General features: G+C 55.2%; 18 protein-coding genes. 14 read left to right on the plus strand and 4 right to left on the minus strand.

What is annotated here, in order from left to right:
• The first annotated feature begins 108 nt into the window (after positions 1-108).
• The 5 genes from lpdA (at position 109) to lipB (ending at position 6607) form a co-directional block, all read left to right on the plus strand.
• A complete protein-coding gene (gene lpdA / locus NSU18_RS30815) occupies positions 109-1530 on the plus strand; it encodes a dihydrolipoyl dehydrogenase (RefSeq protein ID WP_341150871.1) in 1422 nt (473 codons plus the stop codon).
• Positions 1531-1923: 393 nt separating this feature from the next.
• A complete protein-coding gene (locus NSU18_RS30820; protein WP_341150872.1) occupies positions 1924-2955 on the plus strand; it encodes a thiamine pyrophosphate-dependent dehydrogenase E1 component subunit alpha in 1032 nt (343 codons plus the stop codon).
• A gap of 3 nt (positions 2956-2958) precedes the next feature.
• Positions 2959-3945, plus strand: a complete 987-nt coding sequence (locus NSU18_RS30825) for an alpha-ketoacid dehydrogenase subunit beta (protein WP_341018171.1) — start codon at positions 2959-2961, stop codon at positions 3943-3945.
• 436 nt (positions 3946-4381) lie between these two features.
• Positions 4382-5815 carry a dihydrolipoamide acetyltransferase family protein gene (locus NSU18_RS30830; RefSeq protein ID WP_341150873.1) on the plus strand — a complete coding sequence of 478 codons (1434 nt, stop codon included), beginning with the start codon at positions 4382-4384 and terminating at the stop codon, positions 5813-5815.
• Between the two features lie 33 nt (positions 5816-5848).
• Positions 5849-6607 (plus strand): lipoyl(octanoyl) transferase LipB, encoded by a 759-nt coding sequence (gene lipB, locus NSU18_RS30835; protein WP_445321833.1) that lies wholly within the window; start codon positions 5849-5851, stop codon positions 6605-6607.
• Here lipB and prli42 read toward each other — a convergent pair.
• Positions 6604-6705 (minus strand): stressosome-associated protein Prli42, encoded by a 102-nt coding sequence (prli42, locus tag NSU18_RS30840; RefSeq protein ID WP_155991680.1) that lies wholly within the window; start codon positions 6703-6705, stop codon positions 6604-6606. The genes lipB and prli42 overlap by 4 nt on opposite strands.
• Before the next feature lie 99 nt (positions 6706-6804).
• Between prli42 and NSU18_RS30845 the strand changes: the two genes are divergently transcribed.
• Positions 6805-7932 (plus strand): M20/M25/M40 family metallo-hydrolase, encoded by a 1128-nt coding sequence (locus NSU18_RS30845; protein ID WP_341018175.1) that lies wholly within the window; start codon positions 6805-6807, stop codon positions 7930-7932.
• Positions 7933-8096: 164 nt separating this feature from the next.
• Here NSU18_RS30845 and NSU18_RS30850 read toward each other — a convergent pair whose 3' ends face one another.
• Positions 8097-8270: a hypothetical protein gene (locus tag NSU18_RS30850; RefSeq protein WP_341018176.1), complete on the minus strand. Its 174-nt coding sequence runs from the start codon at positions 8268-8270 to the stop codon at positions 8097-8099.
• A 77-nt stretch (positions 8271-8347) separates the two neighbouring features.
• On the opposite strand from NSU18_RS30850, the gene NSU18_RS30855 reads away from it, so the two are divergent.
• The 5 genes from NSU18_RS30855 (at position 8348) to NSU18_RS30875 (ending at position 11917) form a co-directional block, all read left to right on the plus strand.
• On the plus strand, positions 8348-8920 hold the full coding sequence (locus NSU18_RS30855; protein WP_341018178.1) for an NUDIX hydrolase: 573 nt from the start codon (positions 8348-8350) through the stop codon (positions 8918-8920).
• A complete protein-coding gene (locus tag NSU18_RS30860) occupies positions 8911-10104 on the plus strand; it encodes an endonuclease Q family protein (RefSeq protein WP_341018180.1) in 1194 nt (397 codons plus the stop codon). The genes NSU18_RS30855 and NSU18_RS30860 overlap by 10 nt, the downstream gene beginning before the upstream one ends.
• Positions 10105-10171: 67 nt before the next feature.
• A complete protein-coding gene (gene spoIIM / locus NSU18_RS30865; protein ID WP_341018182.1) occupies positions 10172-10807 on the plus strand; it encodes a stage II sporulation protein M in 636 nt (211 codons plus the stop codon).
• A 204-nt stretch (positions 10808-11011) separates the two neighbouring features.
• Positions 11012-11479, plus strand: a complete 468-nt coding sequence (fur, locus tag NSU18_RS30870; protein WP_341018183.1) for a ferric iron uptake transcriptional regulator — start codon at positions 11012-11014, stop codon at positions 11477-11479.
• A 90-nt stretch (positions 11480-11569) separates the two neighbouring features.
• Positions 11570-11917 (plus strand): hypothetical protein, encoded by a 348-nt coding sequence (locus tag NSU18_RS30875; RefSeq protein WP_341150874.1) that lies wholly within the window; start codon positions 11570-11572, stop codon positions 11915-11917.
• 7 nt (positions 11918-11924) lie between these two features.
• Here the strand turns inward: NSU18_RS30875 and NSU18_RS30880 are convergent, their stop codons facing one another.
• Both NSU18_RS30880 and NSU18_RS30885 read right to left on the minus strand, forming a co-directional pair.
• The gene (locus tag NSU18_RS30880) at positions 11925-12908 is read right to left on the minus strand and encodes an IS3 family transposase (protein ID WP_341151061.1); all 984 of its coding nucleotides are present in this window, start codon (positions 12906-12908) and stop codon (positions 11925-11927) included.
• The gene (locus tag NSU18_RS30885) at positions 12794-13090 is read right to left on the minus strand and encodes a transposase (protein ID WP_341016938.1); all 297 of its coding nucleotides are present in this window, start codon (positions 13088-13090) and stop codon (positions 12794-12796) included. The genes NSU18_RS30880 and NSU18_RS30885 overlap by 115 nt, the downstream gene beginning before the upstream one ends.
• A gap of 609 nt (positions 13091-13699) precedes the next feature.
• Between NSU18_RS30885 and NSU18_RS30890 the strand changes: the two genes are divergently transcribed.
• From NSU18_RS30890 to deoB, 3 genes are all read left to right on the plus strand, one after another.
• Positions 13700-13933 carry a DUF4227 family protein gene (locus NSU18_RS30890; RefSeq protein ID WP_341018185.1) on the plus strand — a complete coding sequence of 78 codons (234 nt, stop codon included), beginning with the start codon at positions 13700-13702 and terminating at the stop codon, positions 13931-13933.
• A gap of 139 nt (positions 13934-14072) precedes the next feature.
• Positions 14073-14966, plus strand: a complete 894-nt coding sequence (xerD, locus tag NSU18_RS30895) for a site-specific tyrosine recombinase XerD (protein ID WP_341018187.1) — start codon at positions 14073-14075, stop codon at positions 14964-14966.
• A 200-nt stretch (positions 14967-15166) separates the two neighbouring features.
• Entirely contained in the window at positions 15167-16345 is a 1179-nt protein-coding gene (gene deoB, locus NSU18_RS30900; RefSeq protein ID WP_341150875.1) for a phosphopentomutase, read from the plus strand.
• Positions 16346-16384 lie beyond the last annotated feature (39 nt).

The following is a 16384-nucleotide window of genomic DNA, read 5'->3' on the forward strand; positions in this document are numbered from 1 at the left end:
AAAAGTCCATGAATACATGACGTTTGTAGGTTTTGTATTACTCCCGAAAGAGAGTACAATATAATAGATTGAACTGAATTCACGAGGAATGACTGGAGGATACATATCATGACAATGACCTGTGATGTAGCGATACTTGGCGGTGGCACCGGCGGTTATGTAGCAGCGATCCGCGCTGCACAGCTGGGCAAGTCTGTTATCGTTATTGAAATGGACAAGCTGGGCGGAACCTGCCTGCACCGCGGCTGTATTCCCAGCAAATCACTGCTGCGCAGTGCAGAGGTATTGGCTGAAATCAACGAGAGCGAAAGCTACGGTATAGAGACTACAGGCACTAAGCTGGTATTCCCCAAAGTGCAGCAGCGCAAGGAAGCGGTAGTGGAGCAGCTTCATCAGGGGGTACAGTATCTGATGCGCAAGCATAAGATTCAGGTGGTAAAGGGCAAAGGCCGGATCATCGGCCCGTCGATCTTCTCCCCGCGCAGCGGCGCTGTGGCCGTGGAGCTGGAGGATGGCGAGATGGAGACCGTGGTCTCTACGAATCTCATCATCGCTACCGGCTCGCGTCCGCGCGTTCTGCCGGGCCTGGTGCCTGACGGTAAGGTGATTCTGAGCAGCGAAGAAGCACTGACGCTTGAGGAGCTGCCGGCCTCAATAATTATTGTGGGCGGCGGAGTAATCGGAGTGGAGTGGGCGTCGATGCTGGCTGATTTTGGCGTACAGGTGACTGTAGTCGAGGCTGCCGGACAACTGCTGCCGCAGGAGGATGAAGAGGTGGCCCGCGAGCTGCTGCGCCTGCTGAAGAAACGCGGAGTCCGGGTGCTCACCGGAACAACGGTGGATGCCGAGACCTGCACAGTGTCGGAGACAGGAATTACGATTGAAGCCCGCAAGGGGGAGCAGAGCCAGAGCCTGTCGGCTGACAAGCTGCTCGTATCCGTAGGACGTGTAGCGAATATTGAGAATCTTGGACTTGAAAATACAGATATCCGCTTCGACACAGGTGTCATTGCGGTAAATACCAATATGCAGACGGGTGAACCGCATATCTATGCGATTGGCGATTGTATCGGCGGACTGCAGCTGGCTCATGCTGCCAGCCATGAAGGCATTCGTGCCGTCAACCATCTGGCCGGTGAAGCGCTCCATCCGTATGAAGCCCATCAGGTTCCGCGCTGTGTCTATACACGGCCGGAAGTGGCAAGTGTCGGATACACGGAGAAGGAAGCGAAGCAGCTCGGCCGTGATACGGTGACCGGGAAGTTCCCGTTCTCCGCCATCGGCAAAGCTATTGTCTACGGCATGAAGGACGGTTTCGTGAAGGTGGTGGCTGACGCGAAGAACGGGGATATCCTCGGCGTGCAGATGATCGGCCCGCATGTTACTGATCTGATCGGCGAAGCGGCGCTGGCGCAGATTCTGGATGCCACACCTTGGGAGGTCGGGGAGGCTGTACATGCTCATCCGACACTGTCGGAGGTTCTGGGCGAGGCGATGCTGGCAGTGGATGGAAGAGCAATCGGATTCTAGCGTGCGATAGAGAGCTTAACAAGAAGGCCGGAGGGAGCGGAAGGCGCGTACTGCGCTGGGTATCGCTCCATACCGGCTATATTTGTTCAAATATAAGAATTTTGTAAATTGCATACAATATCGTATCCTTCTATTTCTCGCTGAAACGGTACCGTCCTTTAATAGGACGGCAAAGCCGTTTCCACTAGGGTTTCAGAATCTCCGCTTGGCGGAGGGATTTTGGCTTTTCTTTTTGCCGGAAAAACGATTATAATGAATTTAGTACCTGGTGATAGGATCAGGGCACATATATTAATATTAAAGTCAATCCGCCTGGCGGACGCGTCCTGAACCGGTTAGAGATAGCGGGGGCTGGAAGCTGGCCGGCAATACTTTTAAGGAGGTACCTCTTATATGGAATCCCAAGGTACTGTAGACACCGTTAACAGACATAAGCAGCTTGGACTCACAGACGGCCAGGTTATCGATATGTACAGATTCATGCAGCTCGGACGAAAATATGATGAACGCAGTCTGTTGTTACAGCGTGCGGGCAAGATCAATTTCCATGTATCCGGCATCGGGCAGGAGGCGGCACAGGTCGCGGCGGCATTTGCACTGGACCGGGAGAACGACTATTTCCTTCCTTATTACCGGGATTATGCTTTTGTTCTCTCTGTCGGAATGACCACGCGCGAGCTGATGCTGTCCGTCTTTGCCAAGGCGGAAGATCCGAACAGCGGCGGCCGGCAGATGCCGGGCCACTTCGGGCACAAGCGCCTGCGGATTGTAACGGGCTCAAGCCCGGTCACGACCCAGGTTCCGCATGCTGCGGGCTTCGCGCTGGCGGCGAAGATGCAGAAGAAGAGGTTCGTCTCCTTCGTCACCTTCGGGGAAGGCTCCAGCAACCAGGGGGATTTCCATGAAGCGTGTAACTTTGCCGGTGTGAATAAGCTGCCTATGATTATTTTTTGCCAGAACAATCAGTATGCGATCTCGATTCCTGCTCACAAGCAGCTTGGCGGCAAGGTCAGTGACCGTGCGCTCGGCTACGGCTTCCCCGGCATCCGGGTGGACGGCAATGATCCGCTTGAGGTGTACCGCGTGGTGAAGGAAGCCCGCGAACGCGCGCTGGCCGGAGAAGGCCCGACCCTGATTGAAGCGATGATGTACCGTCTGTCGCCGCACTCCACTTCGGATAACGATCTGGCGTACCGGACGCAGGAGGAAGTCGATGAGAACTGGAAAAAAGACGGCATCGCCGCGTTCCGCACCTATCTGACCGGACTCGGTCTATGGAGTGACGAGCAGGAGCGTGATCTGGCTGCCGAATATAATCTTGAACTGAAAGAAGCTATAACCTACGCGGAGAATGCGCCGTTCCCGAAACCGGAAGATACGCTGCTGCATGTCTACGATGAATCCGGCCTGAAGGGGGGCGCTTAAGCCATGGCGATGATGGAATATATCGATGCAATCCGGCTGGCGATGAAGGAAGAGATGGAACGTGACGAGTCGGTGTTCGTGCTTGGTGAGGATGTCGGCGTGAAGGGAGGCGTCTTCACAACGACCAAAGGCTTGCAGGAGCAGTTCGGCGCAGAACGGGTGCTGGACACACCGCTTGCGGAATCTGCCATTGCAGGGGTGGCTATCGGTGCTGCGATGTACGGTATGAAGCCGATTGCCGAGATGCAGTACTCGGATTTCATGCTGCCCGCAACGAACCAGATTATCAGCGAAGCAGCCAAAATCCGCTACCGTTCCAATAATGACTGGAACTGTCCGGTTGTTATCCGCGCGCCGATCGGCGGCGGCATCTTCGGCGGGCTGTACCATTCGCAGTGCCCGGAGTCGATCTTCTTCGGCACGCCGGGACTTAAGATTGTGGCCCCTTATTCGGCTGCAGATGCGAAGGGACTGCTCAAGGCGGCTGTCCGTGATCCAGATCCGGTGCTGTTCTTCGAGAACAAGAAATGCTACAAGCTGATCAAGGGCGATGTGCCGGAAGGCGACTACACCGTGCCGATTGGTGAAGCGAATCTGCTGCGTGAAGGCAGCGATATTACGGTGATCGGGTATAGCCTGCCGCTGCATTTTGCGATGCAGGCAGCGGAGGAGCTGGAGAAGGAGCATGGCGTTACCGCACATATCCTCGATCTGCGCACCCTGCAGCCGCTGGACCGTGAGGCGATCATCGCTGCGGTACGTCAGACCGGCAAGGTGCTGATTGTCCATGAGGACAACAAGACCGGAGGTATCGGCGCTGAAGTGGCGGCGATTATCGCCGAGCATTGTCTGTTTGACCTCGATGCCCCAATCTTCCGCCTGTGCGGACCCGATGTTCCGGCGATGCCGATCTCACCGCCGATGGAGAAATTCTTCCTGCTCAGCAAGGATAAGGTTAAGGCTGAGATGCTGCGTCTGGCGGAGTATTAATATATAAGTGGAACAGGCGGGATGAGTAAGTTGAAACTGCCTGTGTCAACATTGAGCGATAATGTTGCAGAATGTGCAACTTGGATATGAAATAGACAGTGGATTTGGCAGAATGCTGCAGGAAATGCAACAAATTGTCCGCTTAGCCGCCTGAATGAAGAGAATTGCTGCTTTTTGTGCAACATTTTTGAGTTTGGGCAGATTGGTATGGGCGAATGTTGCATGAAGTGCAGGATTTCGTGGCTGACTGGCCACCTGGGAGAGGAAAACGGAAAATTCCGTTTAGAACACTTTAAGCCTATGCTTCCGAAGCCAGTTGTGTACGAAGCAAATTCGAGAAATCCACGCTTACAAAACTAAGCGTATGCTTCCGAAGCCACTTTTGTACGGAGTCTATCAGGAAGCTTATGCTTACAAAACTTTAAGGAGTGACATTATGTCTGACAATACAACGCTGACGGATGTAATTATGCCGCAGCTGGCTGAATCGCTGGTATCGGCGACCATCGGGAAATGGCTGAAGCAGCCGGGCGATTCAATAGAGCAATATGAGCCGATCTGCGAGCTGATCACGGATAAGGTGAACGCGGAGCTGCCTGCAACGGTAGACGGCACCATGGCCGAGCTGCTGGCCGAGGAGGGCCAGACGGTCAGCGTCGGCGAGATCATCGCCCGCATCGCTGTGGCCGGCTCCGCCGCGCCAGCCACAGCGGCCCCGTCACCGGCAGCTTCCGGTGACGCCCCAGCCCCTGCCGCTGCCCCGGCTGCGGCATCCGGCACCGCCCCGCAGGCGGCTCACGCCGCCGCGCGGCCGCCCGTGCCCGCTGCTGCGTATGACGCCGCAGCGCCAATGCGCGCCCGTTACTCTCCGGCTGTGCAGTCGCTGGCCGCCGAGCACGGCATCAACCTGGCGGCCGTGCCGGGCACCGGCCTGGGCGGACGCATCACACGCAAGGATGTGCTCACGTTCCTTGAGAGCGGCGCAGCAGCGCAGCCTGCAGCTTCAGCACCGGCGGCTGCGCCCGCTCCGGCAGCCGCACCTCTGGCACCGCCCGTCCAGGTTGCCCAGCCGGACCTGCGGGAAGAGCTGCAGCCGGTCCGCAACTCCGGCCTGCACCTCAGCGAATCGCCGAAGATTCCGACGATTGAGATCGAAGGCGGAGGGGGCAGCAGCTCGGAATATCTGATCGACGTTACGCCGATCCGTAATACGATTGCAACTCGGATGCGGCAGAGTGTCTCAGAGATTCCGCATGCCTGGACGATGATCGAGGTCGATGTGACCAATCTGGTGGTGCTGCGCAACAAGCTGAAGGATGAGTTCAAGCGCAAGGAAGGGATCAACCTGACCTATCTCGCTTTTCTGATGAAGGCTGTGGTCAGTGCGATCAAGGATTACCCGATCATGAACTCCGTCTGGGCTGTTGACAAAATCATCGTCAAACGCGACATCAACATCTCGCTGGCCGTAGGTACAGAGGATTCCGTCATGACGCCGGTCATCAAGAAGGCCGATCAGAAGAATGTCGCCGGGCTGGCCCGGGAGATCGACGAACTGGCGCTGAAGACACGGGAGGGCAAGCTGCGCCTGGATGATATGCAGGGCGGCACGTTCACGGTGAACAACACCGGCTCGTTCGGCTCGATTCTGTCTTATCCGATTATCAACTATCCGCAGGCGGCGATTCTCACTTTTGAATCCATTGTCAAAAAGCCTGTCGTCATCAATGATATGATTGCCGTACGCTCGATGGCAAATATCTGCCTGTCGCTGGATCACCGGATTCTGGACGGAGTCATCAGCGGACGCTTCCTGCAGCGCGTGAAGGATAATGTGGAAGGCTACACTCCGGAGACGAAGCTCTACTAAGTAAGGCGGCTGCGGACCCCTGGGACAGGGAGAATGAGAAGCAAAGGGGAACTTACGATCATGGAGAACCAGAACCTAAGCAAACTTACAGTTACCATTCTTCCGCTGATGGAATACGGAGCGGCCTGGGAGCTGCAAAAGGAAGCAGTGCATGAAATTGACGCTGGCACGTCTTCCGAGCAGCTGATTCTGCTGCAGCATCCACCCACGTATACCATCGGTTCTCAGAATCATCCGGAGCATCTGCTCCTCAGCAGGGAACAGCTCAGGCAGCAGGGCATTGCGCTGTTTGAGATTGACCGCGGGGGAGATATTACATATCACGGGCCCGGCCAGCTGGTCGGGTACCCGCTTTTGAAGCTGGGCGAGCACGGCAAGGTTGATCTGCACGGCTATCTGCGCAGGCTGGAGTCGGTGATTATTGCTTACTTGGAGGCCTATGGAATTATGGGAGCCCGCAAGCAGGGGTATACCGGGGTGTGGGTCGGAGATGAGAAAATCTGTGCAATCGGCGTCAAGTTCAACAAGTGTAAATTCCGCCGGGGTTTTGTCACCAGCCATGGCTTCGCCTTCAACGTATCGGCCGGGATCGGCCAAAGCGGCTTCACCGGCATTATCCCCTGCGGTATTGCGGAATACGGAGTGACTTCGCTTGAGGAATGCACAGGGCGGGCTTTTGACATCGGGACGGTTGCTGAAGAGCTGGTGCCTTACTTCCTGGAGCAGTTTCCCTATAGCCAAACAGCGCCCGGGGAACCCGGACGCTGTTACTTAAGCGCTAAGCGTGATTAACCGGCCATAAACGGTTCGATGACGAACAGCACCGTAGAGGCGATCATAGCGAACAGCATGATGTAGATGATAATACGGAACCATTTTTGTCGTTGCATGAGTGACTCCTTTGGGATTAGTGTAAGTTATGAGCATAAGCCCACAATTGAACGCAGTACAACCATTGTAACGTATCTGAGAAAGAGAGGGAAGTCCATATGATATCAGAAGACCGATTGATCCATGAATTCATGGAGCTTGTCCAGATTGACAGTGAGACCCGGAATGAACGGCAGATTGCCGATGTGCTTAAGGAGAAATTCAGCAGCCTGGGGCTGAGCGCGGTGGAAGATGATTCGCAGGAGAGAACGGGACACGGAGCAGGCAACCTGTTCGTGACCTGGCCTGCGGACAGCGGAGTGAGCGCGCCGAAGCTGCTGTTCACCTGCCATATGGATACCGTGGTGCCCGGCCAGAAGATCAAGCCAACCCTTGGGGAAGACGGTTGGATCCGAAGCGATGGCAGCACCATTCTCGGAGCGGATGACAAAGCGGGACTAGCTGCCCTGTTCGAAGCGATCCGGGTGATTCAGGAGCAGAAGCTGCCGCACGGCCAGATTCAGTTCGTCATTACGGCAGGCGAAGAGTCGGGGCTGATGGGCGCACGCGCCATGGACCCGGCGCAGCTGGATGCAGATATGGGCTTTGCGCTGGATTCCAACGGAGAGGTGGGAGCCATTGCTACTGCGGCACCGGGCGTGGCCCGGATCTCCATGCAGATCTTCGGCAAATCCGCACATGCCGGCGTGAACCCGGAGGACGGCATCAGCGCCATCCAGGTAGCGAGCAAAGCCATTTCGGCGATGAAGCTGGGACGGATCGACAACGAAACTACAGCGAATATCGGCAAGTTCGCCGGCGGCGGTCCAACGAATGTGGTCTGTGACCATGTGCAGCTGGATGCGGAAGCCCGCAGTATTGTGCAGGAGAAGGTAGACCTTCAGGTGGCCTCCATGCGGGAGGCACTGGAGACTACTGCACGCGAACACGGGGCGCAGAGTGAATTCCGCAGCGAGACTATTTATCCGGCATTCAGCTTTGGTGCGGGTGATCCGGTCGTTCAACTGGCGGCCCGTGCGGTCACTTCGGAGGGCCTGACACCCCGCCTGTTCGCCTCCGGCGGCGGCAGTGATGCCAATGTGTTCAATGGCCTGAACGTTCCGGTTGTGAACCTGGCAGTTGGCTACGAGGATATCCATACCACGAAGGAGCGGATCAAGGCCGCAGACATCGTCAAGGTGGCCAGTCTGGTAGTTGCCATTGTGGCCGAGAGCCAGAAGGGCTAAGCTGATAAGAGGCTATGCAGGGACCCGGACAGGGCAAAGCTTGTGCTCAGGCGGTCTGCTGCCGCTTAAAAATAACATTAAAGGAGCTGCTTCCGGGATTCGGGAGACAGCTCCTTCTTATACCCTGGAATATCATAGACGCTGACCGGAAGAACGAAGCGGCATTATCCAGCCTTGGAAGCTTTGATCCGCGAATCTGCCTGGAGCAGCAGGATGTAAGAGAGGGGCATATCGCGCCCGTATTGCTTCATCCACCCGGCCATTACGGCCATAATCTGTTCCGGTTTACCTACCATTGTTACTGCGGATGAGCTTGCTTGGACAAGGATGTCTTTCATGCCTGCATTCCTTCTTTCTGCTTAAGTTTGCTATAATACACCCTATGCATAACGATGCCAAAGGAGACCACTAATCTATGAAAAAAGATGAAATAAACCGCAACCCCGCATTGGATGAAGAAACATTGTCGACGAAGCCGATTTTTGCAGGCCACATTATTTCGCTTCAGGTGGATACTGTGAGACTGCCGGATGGCAACACTGCAACCCGTGAGGTTGTGAAGCACCCTGGAGCTGTAGCCGTGCTGGCCTTGAATCAAGGTAAAATGCTGGTCGTGGAGCAGTACCGTCAGCCGATGCACCGTACCGAGGTGGAGATTCCGGCAGGGAAGCTGGACCCGGGTGAAGATCCGCTGGCGGCTGCGGGCCGTGAGCTTCAGGAGGAGACCGGATTTCATAGCGGGGGGCTTACGCTGCTGAAGTCGTTCTATACCTCTCCCGGCTTCGCCGACGAGATTATTCACCTCTATGTGACCGAGGATGCCCAACCGGGTGAGATGGCGCTGGATGAGGATGAGTTCCTGGAGGTCTCCGAGCTGACGCTGGAGGAAGCCTACCAGTATATTGCAGACGGACGTATTGCCGATGCCAAGACGATGATGGCGGTCTATGCCTGGCATCTCTATACGCTGACAGGCCAATGGCACTAGCGGCGGAGCTCAGCAGCGTCTACTGTGATCTGCATGTGCATATCGGACGGACTTCGGAGGGCCAGGCGGTCAAAATCAGCGGCAGCCGTGATCTGACCTTCGCCGGGATTGCCAGGGAGGCAGCGGAACGCAAGGGGATTGGCCTGATCGGCATTATCGACAGCCACTCTCCTGGCGTGTTGCGGGATATTGCTGCGGCGCTGGATTCCGGTGAGATGACGATAGCCGCAGGCGGCGGAATTGCTTACCGGGGGACGACGATCCTGCTGGGAACCGAGATTGAGATCCGTGAGCCCGGGCGAAAAGAGTGCCATGTCCTGGCCTTCATGCCGGACCTCGGGACGATGGAGGATTTCAGCACCTGGATGAGCGCCCATATGCGTAATGTGAATCTCAGCTCCCAGCGTCTGTACGCCCCTTCCAGGGTGCTTCAGGACGAGATTACCGGGCGGGGCGGGCTGCTGATCCCGGCCCATATTTTCACGCCCCACAAGGGACTCTATGGCTGTGCGGCCGAGCGGATGTCTGAGTTATTCGATCTGGACCGCATCGCGGCGGTGGAGCTGGGGCTCAGTGCGGATTCAGAGATGGCGGGGTATATCTCGGAGCTTGACCGTTACAGCTTCCTGACCAATTCCGATGCCCATTCCCTTGGCAAAATCGGCCGCGAGTACAATGTCATCGAGATGCAGGAGCCCTCCTTCGAGGAGCTGGAGCTTGCGCTCCAGCGCTCGGAAGGACGCAGGGTCAGCGCCAACTTCGGGCTGAATCCCCGGCTGGGCAAATATCACCGGACCTACTGCAGCGGCTGCGGCAGCATCATTGACGAAGCCTACAGCACCTCGGAGCGCTGCCCGTATTGCGGCAGTCCGAAGCTGGTCCAGGGTGTACTGGACCGGATTCTGCACATTGCCGACCGTTCGCAGCCGCAGGTTCCGGATTACCGGCCCCCGTATCACTACCAGGTACCGCTGGAGTTCATTCCCGGCCTTGGCAAGCGTAAGCTGAACCTGCTGCTGGAGGCTTTTGGCACAGAGATGAATATTCTGCACCGTGCTGCGGAAGCCGAGCTTGCCGCTGTAGCGGGAGCAGAGCTGGCGGGGCTGATCGTGCTGGCCCGCAGCGGGCAGCTCGTCCTCTCCTCGGGAGGCGGCGGGACCTACGGCAAGGTGGTCAAGAGCTAAGGACAAGTCATAGTTCAGGACATTCCCTCATATGGTGTAACATGTGACCGGAAAGGGGAATGTCAGGGTGCGCAGTCTAAAGCTGATGGTGAAGGAACAGACGCCTCTTTATATTTTTGTCGCGGTATTATTTCTGGTCGGGGTGGTATTCGGGGCGCTTATCGTCACTGCGCTTACGCTGGATCAGCAGCAGGAGCTGGGCGATTACTTAAGCAACTTCTTCGTGACGGTCGATCAGCAGGGACTGCCTGACGCGCAGGATTCATACTGGAGCATCGCCGCTTTTCATCTGAAGTGGGTCGGCCTGATCTGGGTGCTTGGCTTGTCTGTAATCGGGCTCCCGGGCATTCTGATTCTGGATTTCCTCAAAGGCGTGCTGATCGGCTTCACCGTCGGTACACTGGTCAGCCAATATTCCTGGCACGGCATGCTGTTCGCCCTGGTCTCCGTCGCTCCGCATAATCTGGTGCTGATTCCGGTGCTGCTGGTGTGCAGCGCGGCTGCCCTCGGGTTCTCCCTGCTGATGATCCGCAGCCGTGTGCTGGGACAGCAGCGCCGCACGCAAATTACTCATCCGTTCATGATGTATACACTTCTCTCCCTGGGGATGGCGCTGCTGGTGATGGGGATCTCGGGTTTCGAGGCCTATCTGACGCCGGTGATGATGCGCTGGGTGACGCCGCTTCTGGTGGCGGCCGGATGAAAGTGAGAAGCAGACAGGGGCAGGGAAGCGGCGCCGGTGCTGCGGAGAGAGAGTGGGATATTTTACTAATATGGAGTATTTGTGAACGTGCGGGTCAGCTCCCTCCAGCTGCTAAAACCGTTTGACTTCTCAAAGGAAATCCCCCTATAATGGAAGAAGTGGCTTGAAGCCCGGTGTGGTAATTTTCCAAGGGGGAGGCAGACAATGGAAGCCCGAATAGACAAGATTAAGCAACAACTACAATCCCAAGGATACAAGCTTACACCTCAACGGGAAGCGACCTTAAGAGTTCTCCTGGAGAACGAGGATGATCATTTAAGTGCGGAAGATGTATTCATGCTTGTGAAAGAAAAGGCGCCCGAGATCGGTCTTGCCACCGTATATCGTACCCTGGAACTGCTTAGCGAGCTTCATGTCGTGGAGAAGATCAATTTCGGAGACGGTGTGGCCCGCTATGATCTGCGTACGGATACGGCGAAGCATCATCACCATCATCTGATTTGTGTGCAGTGCGGAACGATGGATGAGATTCGTGAGGATTGGCTGGGACCGCTGGAAGAGCGGCTGGAGCAGGAATACAACTTCACGGTGGTTGATCATAGACTTGATTTTCACGGAATATGCTACCGCTGCAAGGAGAAGAATCCGGCAGAGGGCGATACTCCCGAATAAGCTTATATAGAATGTGGACTTATGAATGCTTCATTGCGAAATTTCTGGGTTCATCTTTGAGGAACGACCGCGCAAGCTCTCCCCGGCTGAATGGCTGGAGGGGAGCTTTTTGATGCCTGGAGAGCAGGTTATTGGGCTGCAGCGGGGATGAAGGGGATAAATCCCTTTGATTTCGCTGAAAGTGGGCTGGATGAGGGAATGAAGGGGATAAATCCCTTTGAATTCGCCGAAAGAGGGCTGGATGAGGGAATGAAGGGGATAAATCCCTTTGAATTCGCTGGAAGTGGGCTGGATGAGGGAATGAAGGGGATAAATCCCTTTGAATTCGCCGAAAGTGGGCTGGATGAGGGGATGAAGGGGATAAATCCCTTTGAATTCGCCGAAAGTGGGCTGGATGAGGGAATGAAGGGGATAAATGGACTCCTGTCAAGAAAGTAGACAAAACCTACAACGTTTTTCGCTTAAATGTGGCTGCAAACTGAACCGGAGAAACGTACCCCAGTGCCCCATGGATTCGTTTACGGTTGTAGAAAAATTCAATGTACTGGAAAATGGCATCATACGCCTGTTGCTTCGTTTTAAATCGATTCCAGTACACCAACTCTTTTTTTAAGAGGCTGTGAAAAGATTCGATACAGGCGTTATCATAACAGTTTCCTTTGCGGCTCATGCTTGCGGTCATCTGGTACGTCTTTAGGCGTTCCCGGTAGTCTGCAGAGGCGTACTGGGAGCCTCGATCCGAATGGTGAATCAAGCCCTTTCCGGGGCGTTTGGCCTGGTAGGCAGCGTCCAGAGCGCCCTGTACGAGGTCAGTGGTCATCCGGTCGCTAAGCCGCCAGCCGACAATCTCCCGGGTACACAGGTCCAGCACGCTCGCCAAGTACATTCGTCCTTCCCGGCAGGGAATGTAGGTGATATCCGCTACCCACGTCTGGTTCGGCTTTTCCGTGTGAAATTGCTGGTTTAACAAGTTGGGGGCAATGGGTAGCGGATGGTTGGAGTCGGTGGTGCATACGCGAAATCTCTTTGCGACACAAGAGCGCAGCCCCAGTTCTTTCATGTACTTGCCTACCGTGCGTTCACTGACCTGGTGCCCTTCACGCACTAGGAGAACCTTGATTTTGGGGCTGCCATAGCGACCCTTAGAGTCGTGAAAATGATAGGCAATCCGCTTTAGCAACAAGGCTTTACGAGTGGCTTGAGGGCTGGGCTTCGCTGTTCTCCATTTGTAATACCCGCTCCGGGACACCTGAAAGACACTGCACATCTTCTCCACGCGGAACTCGGAGCGATGATCTTCAATAAACCGAAATCTCAGTTCTTTGGATTGCTGAAGATGTGCACGGCTTTTTTTAGGATAGCCATCTCCTCTGTCAGGTCTGCGAGTTCTTGCTCCCGCTCCTTCAGTTGACGTTCCAGCTCTCTGTATTTGTCTGGAGTAATGATGGGCTCATTCTCAAACTGCCGGTACTGACCTAGCCATTTATGCAACGTTTTGGCGGGGACATCCAGCTCCAGGGCCAATTCCGCCACCGTTTTCGTCTGCTCCTGGATGTACTTTACGGCCTGTCTTTTGTATTCTTCATTGTAGCTTCTCCGTGTTCCACTCATGCGGACACCTCCTCGTTAAACTCATTATCTCTATTCTCTTAACGGGTGTCCACGGTTAACACTAACAGCAAAATCCCTTTGAATTCGCTGGAAGTGGGCTGGATGAGGGAATGAAGGGGATAAATCCCTTTGATTTTGCTGAAAGTGGGCTGGATGAGGGAATGAAGGGGATAAATCCCTTTGGATTCGGCTGAACATAGGCTGGACTGGTAGCTGTAAGAGAGTAATTAAGAGCATAAGTGCACCTGAATTCAGCCAAAGTCGGCTAAATGGGGAAATGAAGAGCATTAGTGCACCTGATGTTGGCAAACGTGTACCAGACAGGGGGAATAAGGTGTAAAAGTACACCTGATCTCGGCAGAGCCGTCTCATTGAGAGCGGCCAGGGAGCCGAATATTACTCCACATACATAATACTACTCTCCGGCGCATAAAGTGAAGGACGAGTTCTGCTCACATTCCTTCTGCTCACAACCCTTTTGCCCGCTATCTTTTACTCGCCGTCCGGCCGCGCGCATACTCAGGCAGCAGAAGGGGAGCATGTGCACTGTATACGTGTTATACAGGAGGCTGACGCAGACGCTAGTATCATTTTGAGGAGGCTGCCTGGATGATTATTTCTCTGCCCCGCACGGTGCGCCGGCTGTATTTCATGACGATGCTTGTGGCGGTAAGCTGTGTGCTGTATTATGTTTTGAGCTGGGTTAGCGCTTGGATCAGTCCGGCCCGCAATGCTGAGATTCCGGAAGGCACCGCCGTCCGGGCATTTCAGGATGTCCAGTATGGGGAACAGGGGATAAGTGCGGGGGATCGCCTGCGCCTATTTTACTGGTACGGGGAGTAACGGCACGGATTGCAGGATTAAGGGAGAAGTATGTCGAATCAATCTATAGCATGTCATGGAACAACGCTGTTCCGGCTGCTGGACCCCATCCGCTGTGAAGCTGCATGAAGCAGCCTGAGTCTGACAGGAGCGTGAATTGATGAAGTCATACTTACAGCCGTTTATGCAGTATTTGTCCGGGGACAAAGGATTGTCTCCTAGTACGCTGGAATCCTATGGACGGGATATATCGCAGTTTCTGGAGTTCGCGGAAGAGCGCGGCCTGGACGCGGCGGAAGAGATTAGAAGAACACATATTATGCTTTATTTGGGCGCCCTGCGCGGAGCAGGGAAGGCAGCGGCCACTGTGAACCGGAATACGGTATCGCTGCGTGCTTATTTTCATTATTTGCTGAAGGAACGGCTGATTGTCCAAGATCCTACGCTGGATATGGAAGCCATCAAGCCGAGCCAGAAGCCGCCGATGATTCTTAGCATTGAGGAGATCGAACGTCTGCTGGCGGCTCCGGACGAAGCTGCTCCCCAGGGGATGCGCGATAAGGCTATGCTGGAGCTGCTCTATGCGACGGGTATCCGTGTGACGGAGCTGATCTCACTGAATGTGGACGATGTGAACACCTCCTTGCGGTTCGCTCGCTGCAGCGGCGCTTCCGGTAAGGAGCGTGTAGTCCCGATCGGCGTGATTGCTGCGGACTGCGTTGCCCGTTATACCTCGGGGATGCGGGACAAGCTGCTGCGCGTCAATCAGGACGAGCCTGCGCTGTTCCTGAACAGTCTGGGCGGACGGCTGACCCGTCAGGGCTTTTGGAAAATTATCAAAAAATACGCGCGTGAAGCTCAGATTGAGCAGGACATCACGCCGCATACCCTGCGCCACTCCTTCGCTGCGCATCTGCTGGAAGGCGGGGCGGACCTGCGTTCTGTGCAGCAGATGCTGGGCCATTCCGATATATCGACCACTCAGATTTACAGCGGAATTGCCCGCAAGAATATGAAGGAGGTCTACGAGAATCATCATCCCCGGGCGAAATAGCCCGCTCTACAGGGATGAGGGACCTTAGAAATAACGGGCAGATGGACTTGGATTGGGCCTAAAAGATGCTTTTTGTGAGTAAGAAAGTTATGATGGAATCATACTGAAGAAATCGCTCCCGGGAGAGGTTCTCCCGGAGTTTCTTCATGCTTAGCGCACAGGGCAGAATTATGCAAACTATAAAAGGAGTGAAGACGGCAATGTCCTCATTTAAACGCATCGGATTTATTGTTCTGGACAGTGTAGGTATCGGTGAAGCGCCGGATGCCGCTAATTTCGGAGATACAGGCTCCCATACGCTCGGACATATTCTGCAGCGGGTTCCGGGTCTTAAGCTTCCGAATCTGCAGCAGCTCGGGCTGGCGAATATTGCGCCGCTGCCGCCGCTTGAACCGGTAACGGCTCCTACAGGCTACTACGGTAAAATGCAGGAGGTATCTGTAGGCAAGGACACAATGACCGGCCACTGGGAACTGATGGGGCTGAAGATCGAGGTTCCTTTTAACACCTACTTTGACGGCTTCCCGGCGGAGCTGATCGAGAAATTCGAAGCGGCTACCGGACGCAAGGTTATCGGCAACAAGCCAGCTTCCGGCACCGAGATTCTCGTGGAATACGGCGAGGAGCAGATGAAGACGGGGGCATGGATTGTCTATACCTCGGCGGACAGCGTGTTCCAGCTTGCAGCGCACGAAGATATTATCCCTCTGGAGGAGCTGTACAGCGCCTGTAAAATCGCCCGTGAGCTGACGATGGCTCCCGAGTTCTCCGTAGGCCGCGTGATCGCCCGCCCTTATGTAGGCGAGCCGGGGAACTTCGTACGTACGCCGAACCGCCATGATTATGCGGTGAAGCCGCCGGAGCCTACGGTGATGAACGCTCTGGAGGATATCGGCAAGGATGTGATTGCTGTCGGCAAGATCAATGATATTTTTACCGGCGAAGGAGTGACAGCTTCCTACCCGACCAAAAGCAATGAACACGGCATCCAGATTACCATCGACGAGCTGCGCAAGCCATTTGACGGATTCCTGTTCACTAATCTGGTGGACTTCGATTCCCTCTACGGCCACCGCCGTGATCCGGAAGGCTACGGCCGTGCGCTGGAGGTATTCGATCAGGCGCTGCCTGAGCTGCTCAGTACGCTCGGTGAGGATGATCTCCTGATCATCTCCGCAGATCACGGGAACGACCCGATCCATGCCGGAACGGACCACACGCGCGAGTACGTGCCGCTCCTGGTCTACAGCCCGAGATTCAAGACTCCCGGCAGCCTCGGCATCCGCCAGACCTTCTCGGATGTGGCCGCCACAATCGCCGATAACTTCGGGGCGAAGGCTCCGCAGTACGGGACAAGCTTCCTGTCTGAATTGCAGTAATCACACCACAGATCGAACTGGATTTTTAAAAAAAGAAGG

The sequence above is a fragment of the Paenibacillus sp. FSL H8-0048 genome (assembly GCF_038002825.1).
In the GTDB taxonomy this organism is placed as follows: domain Bacteria; phylum Bacillota; class Bacilli; order Paenibacillales; family Paenibacillaceae; genus Paenibacillus_AQ.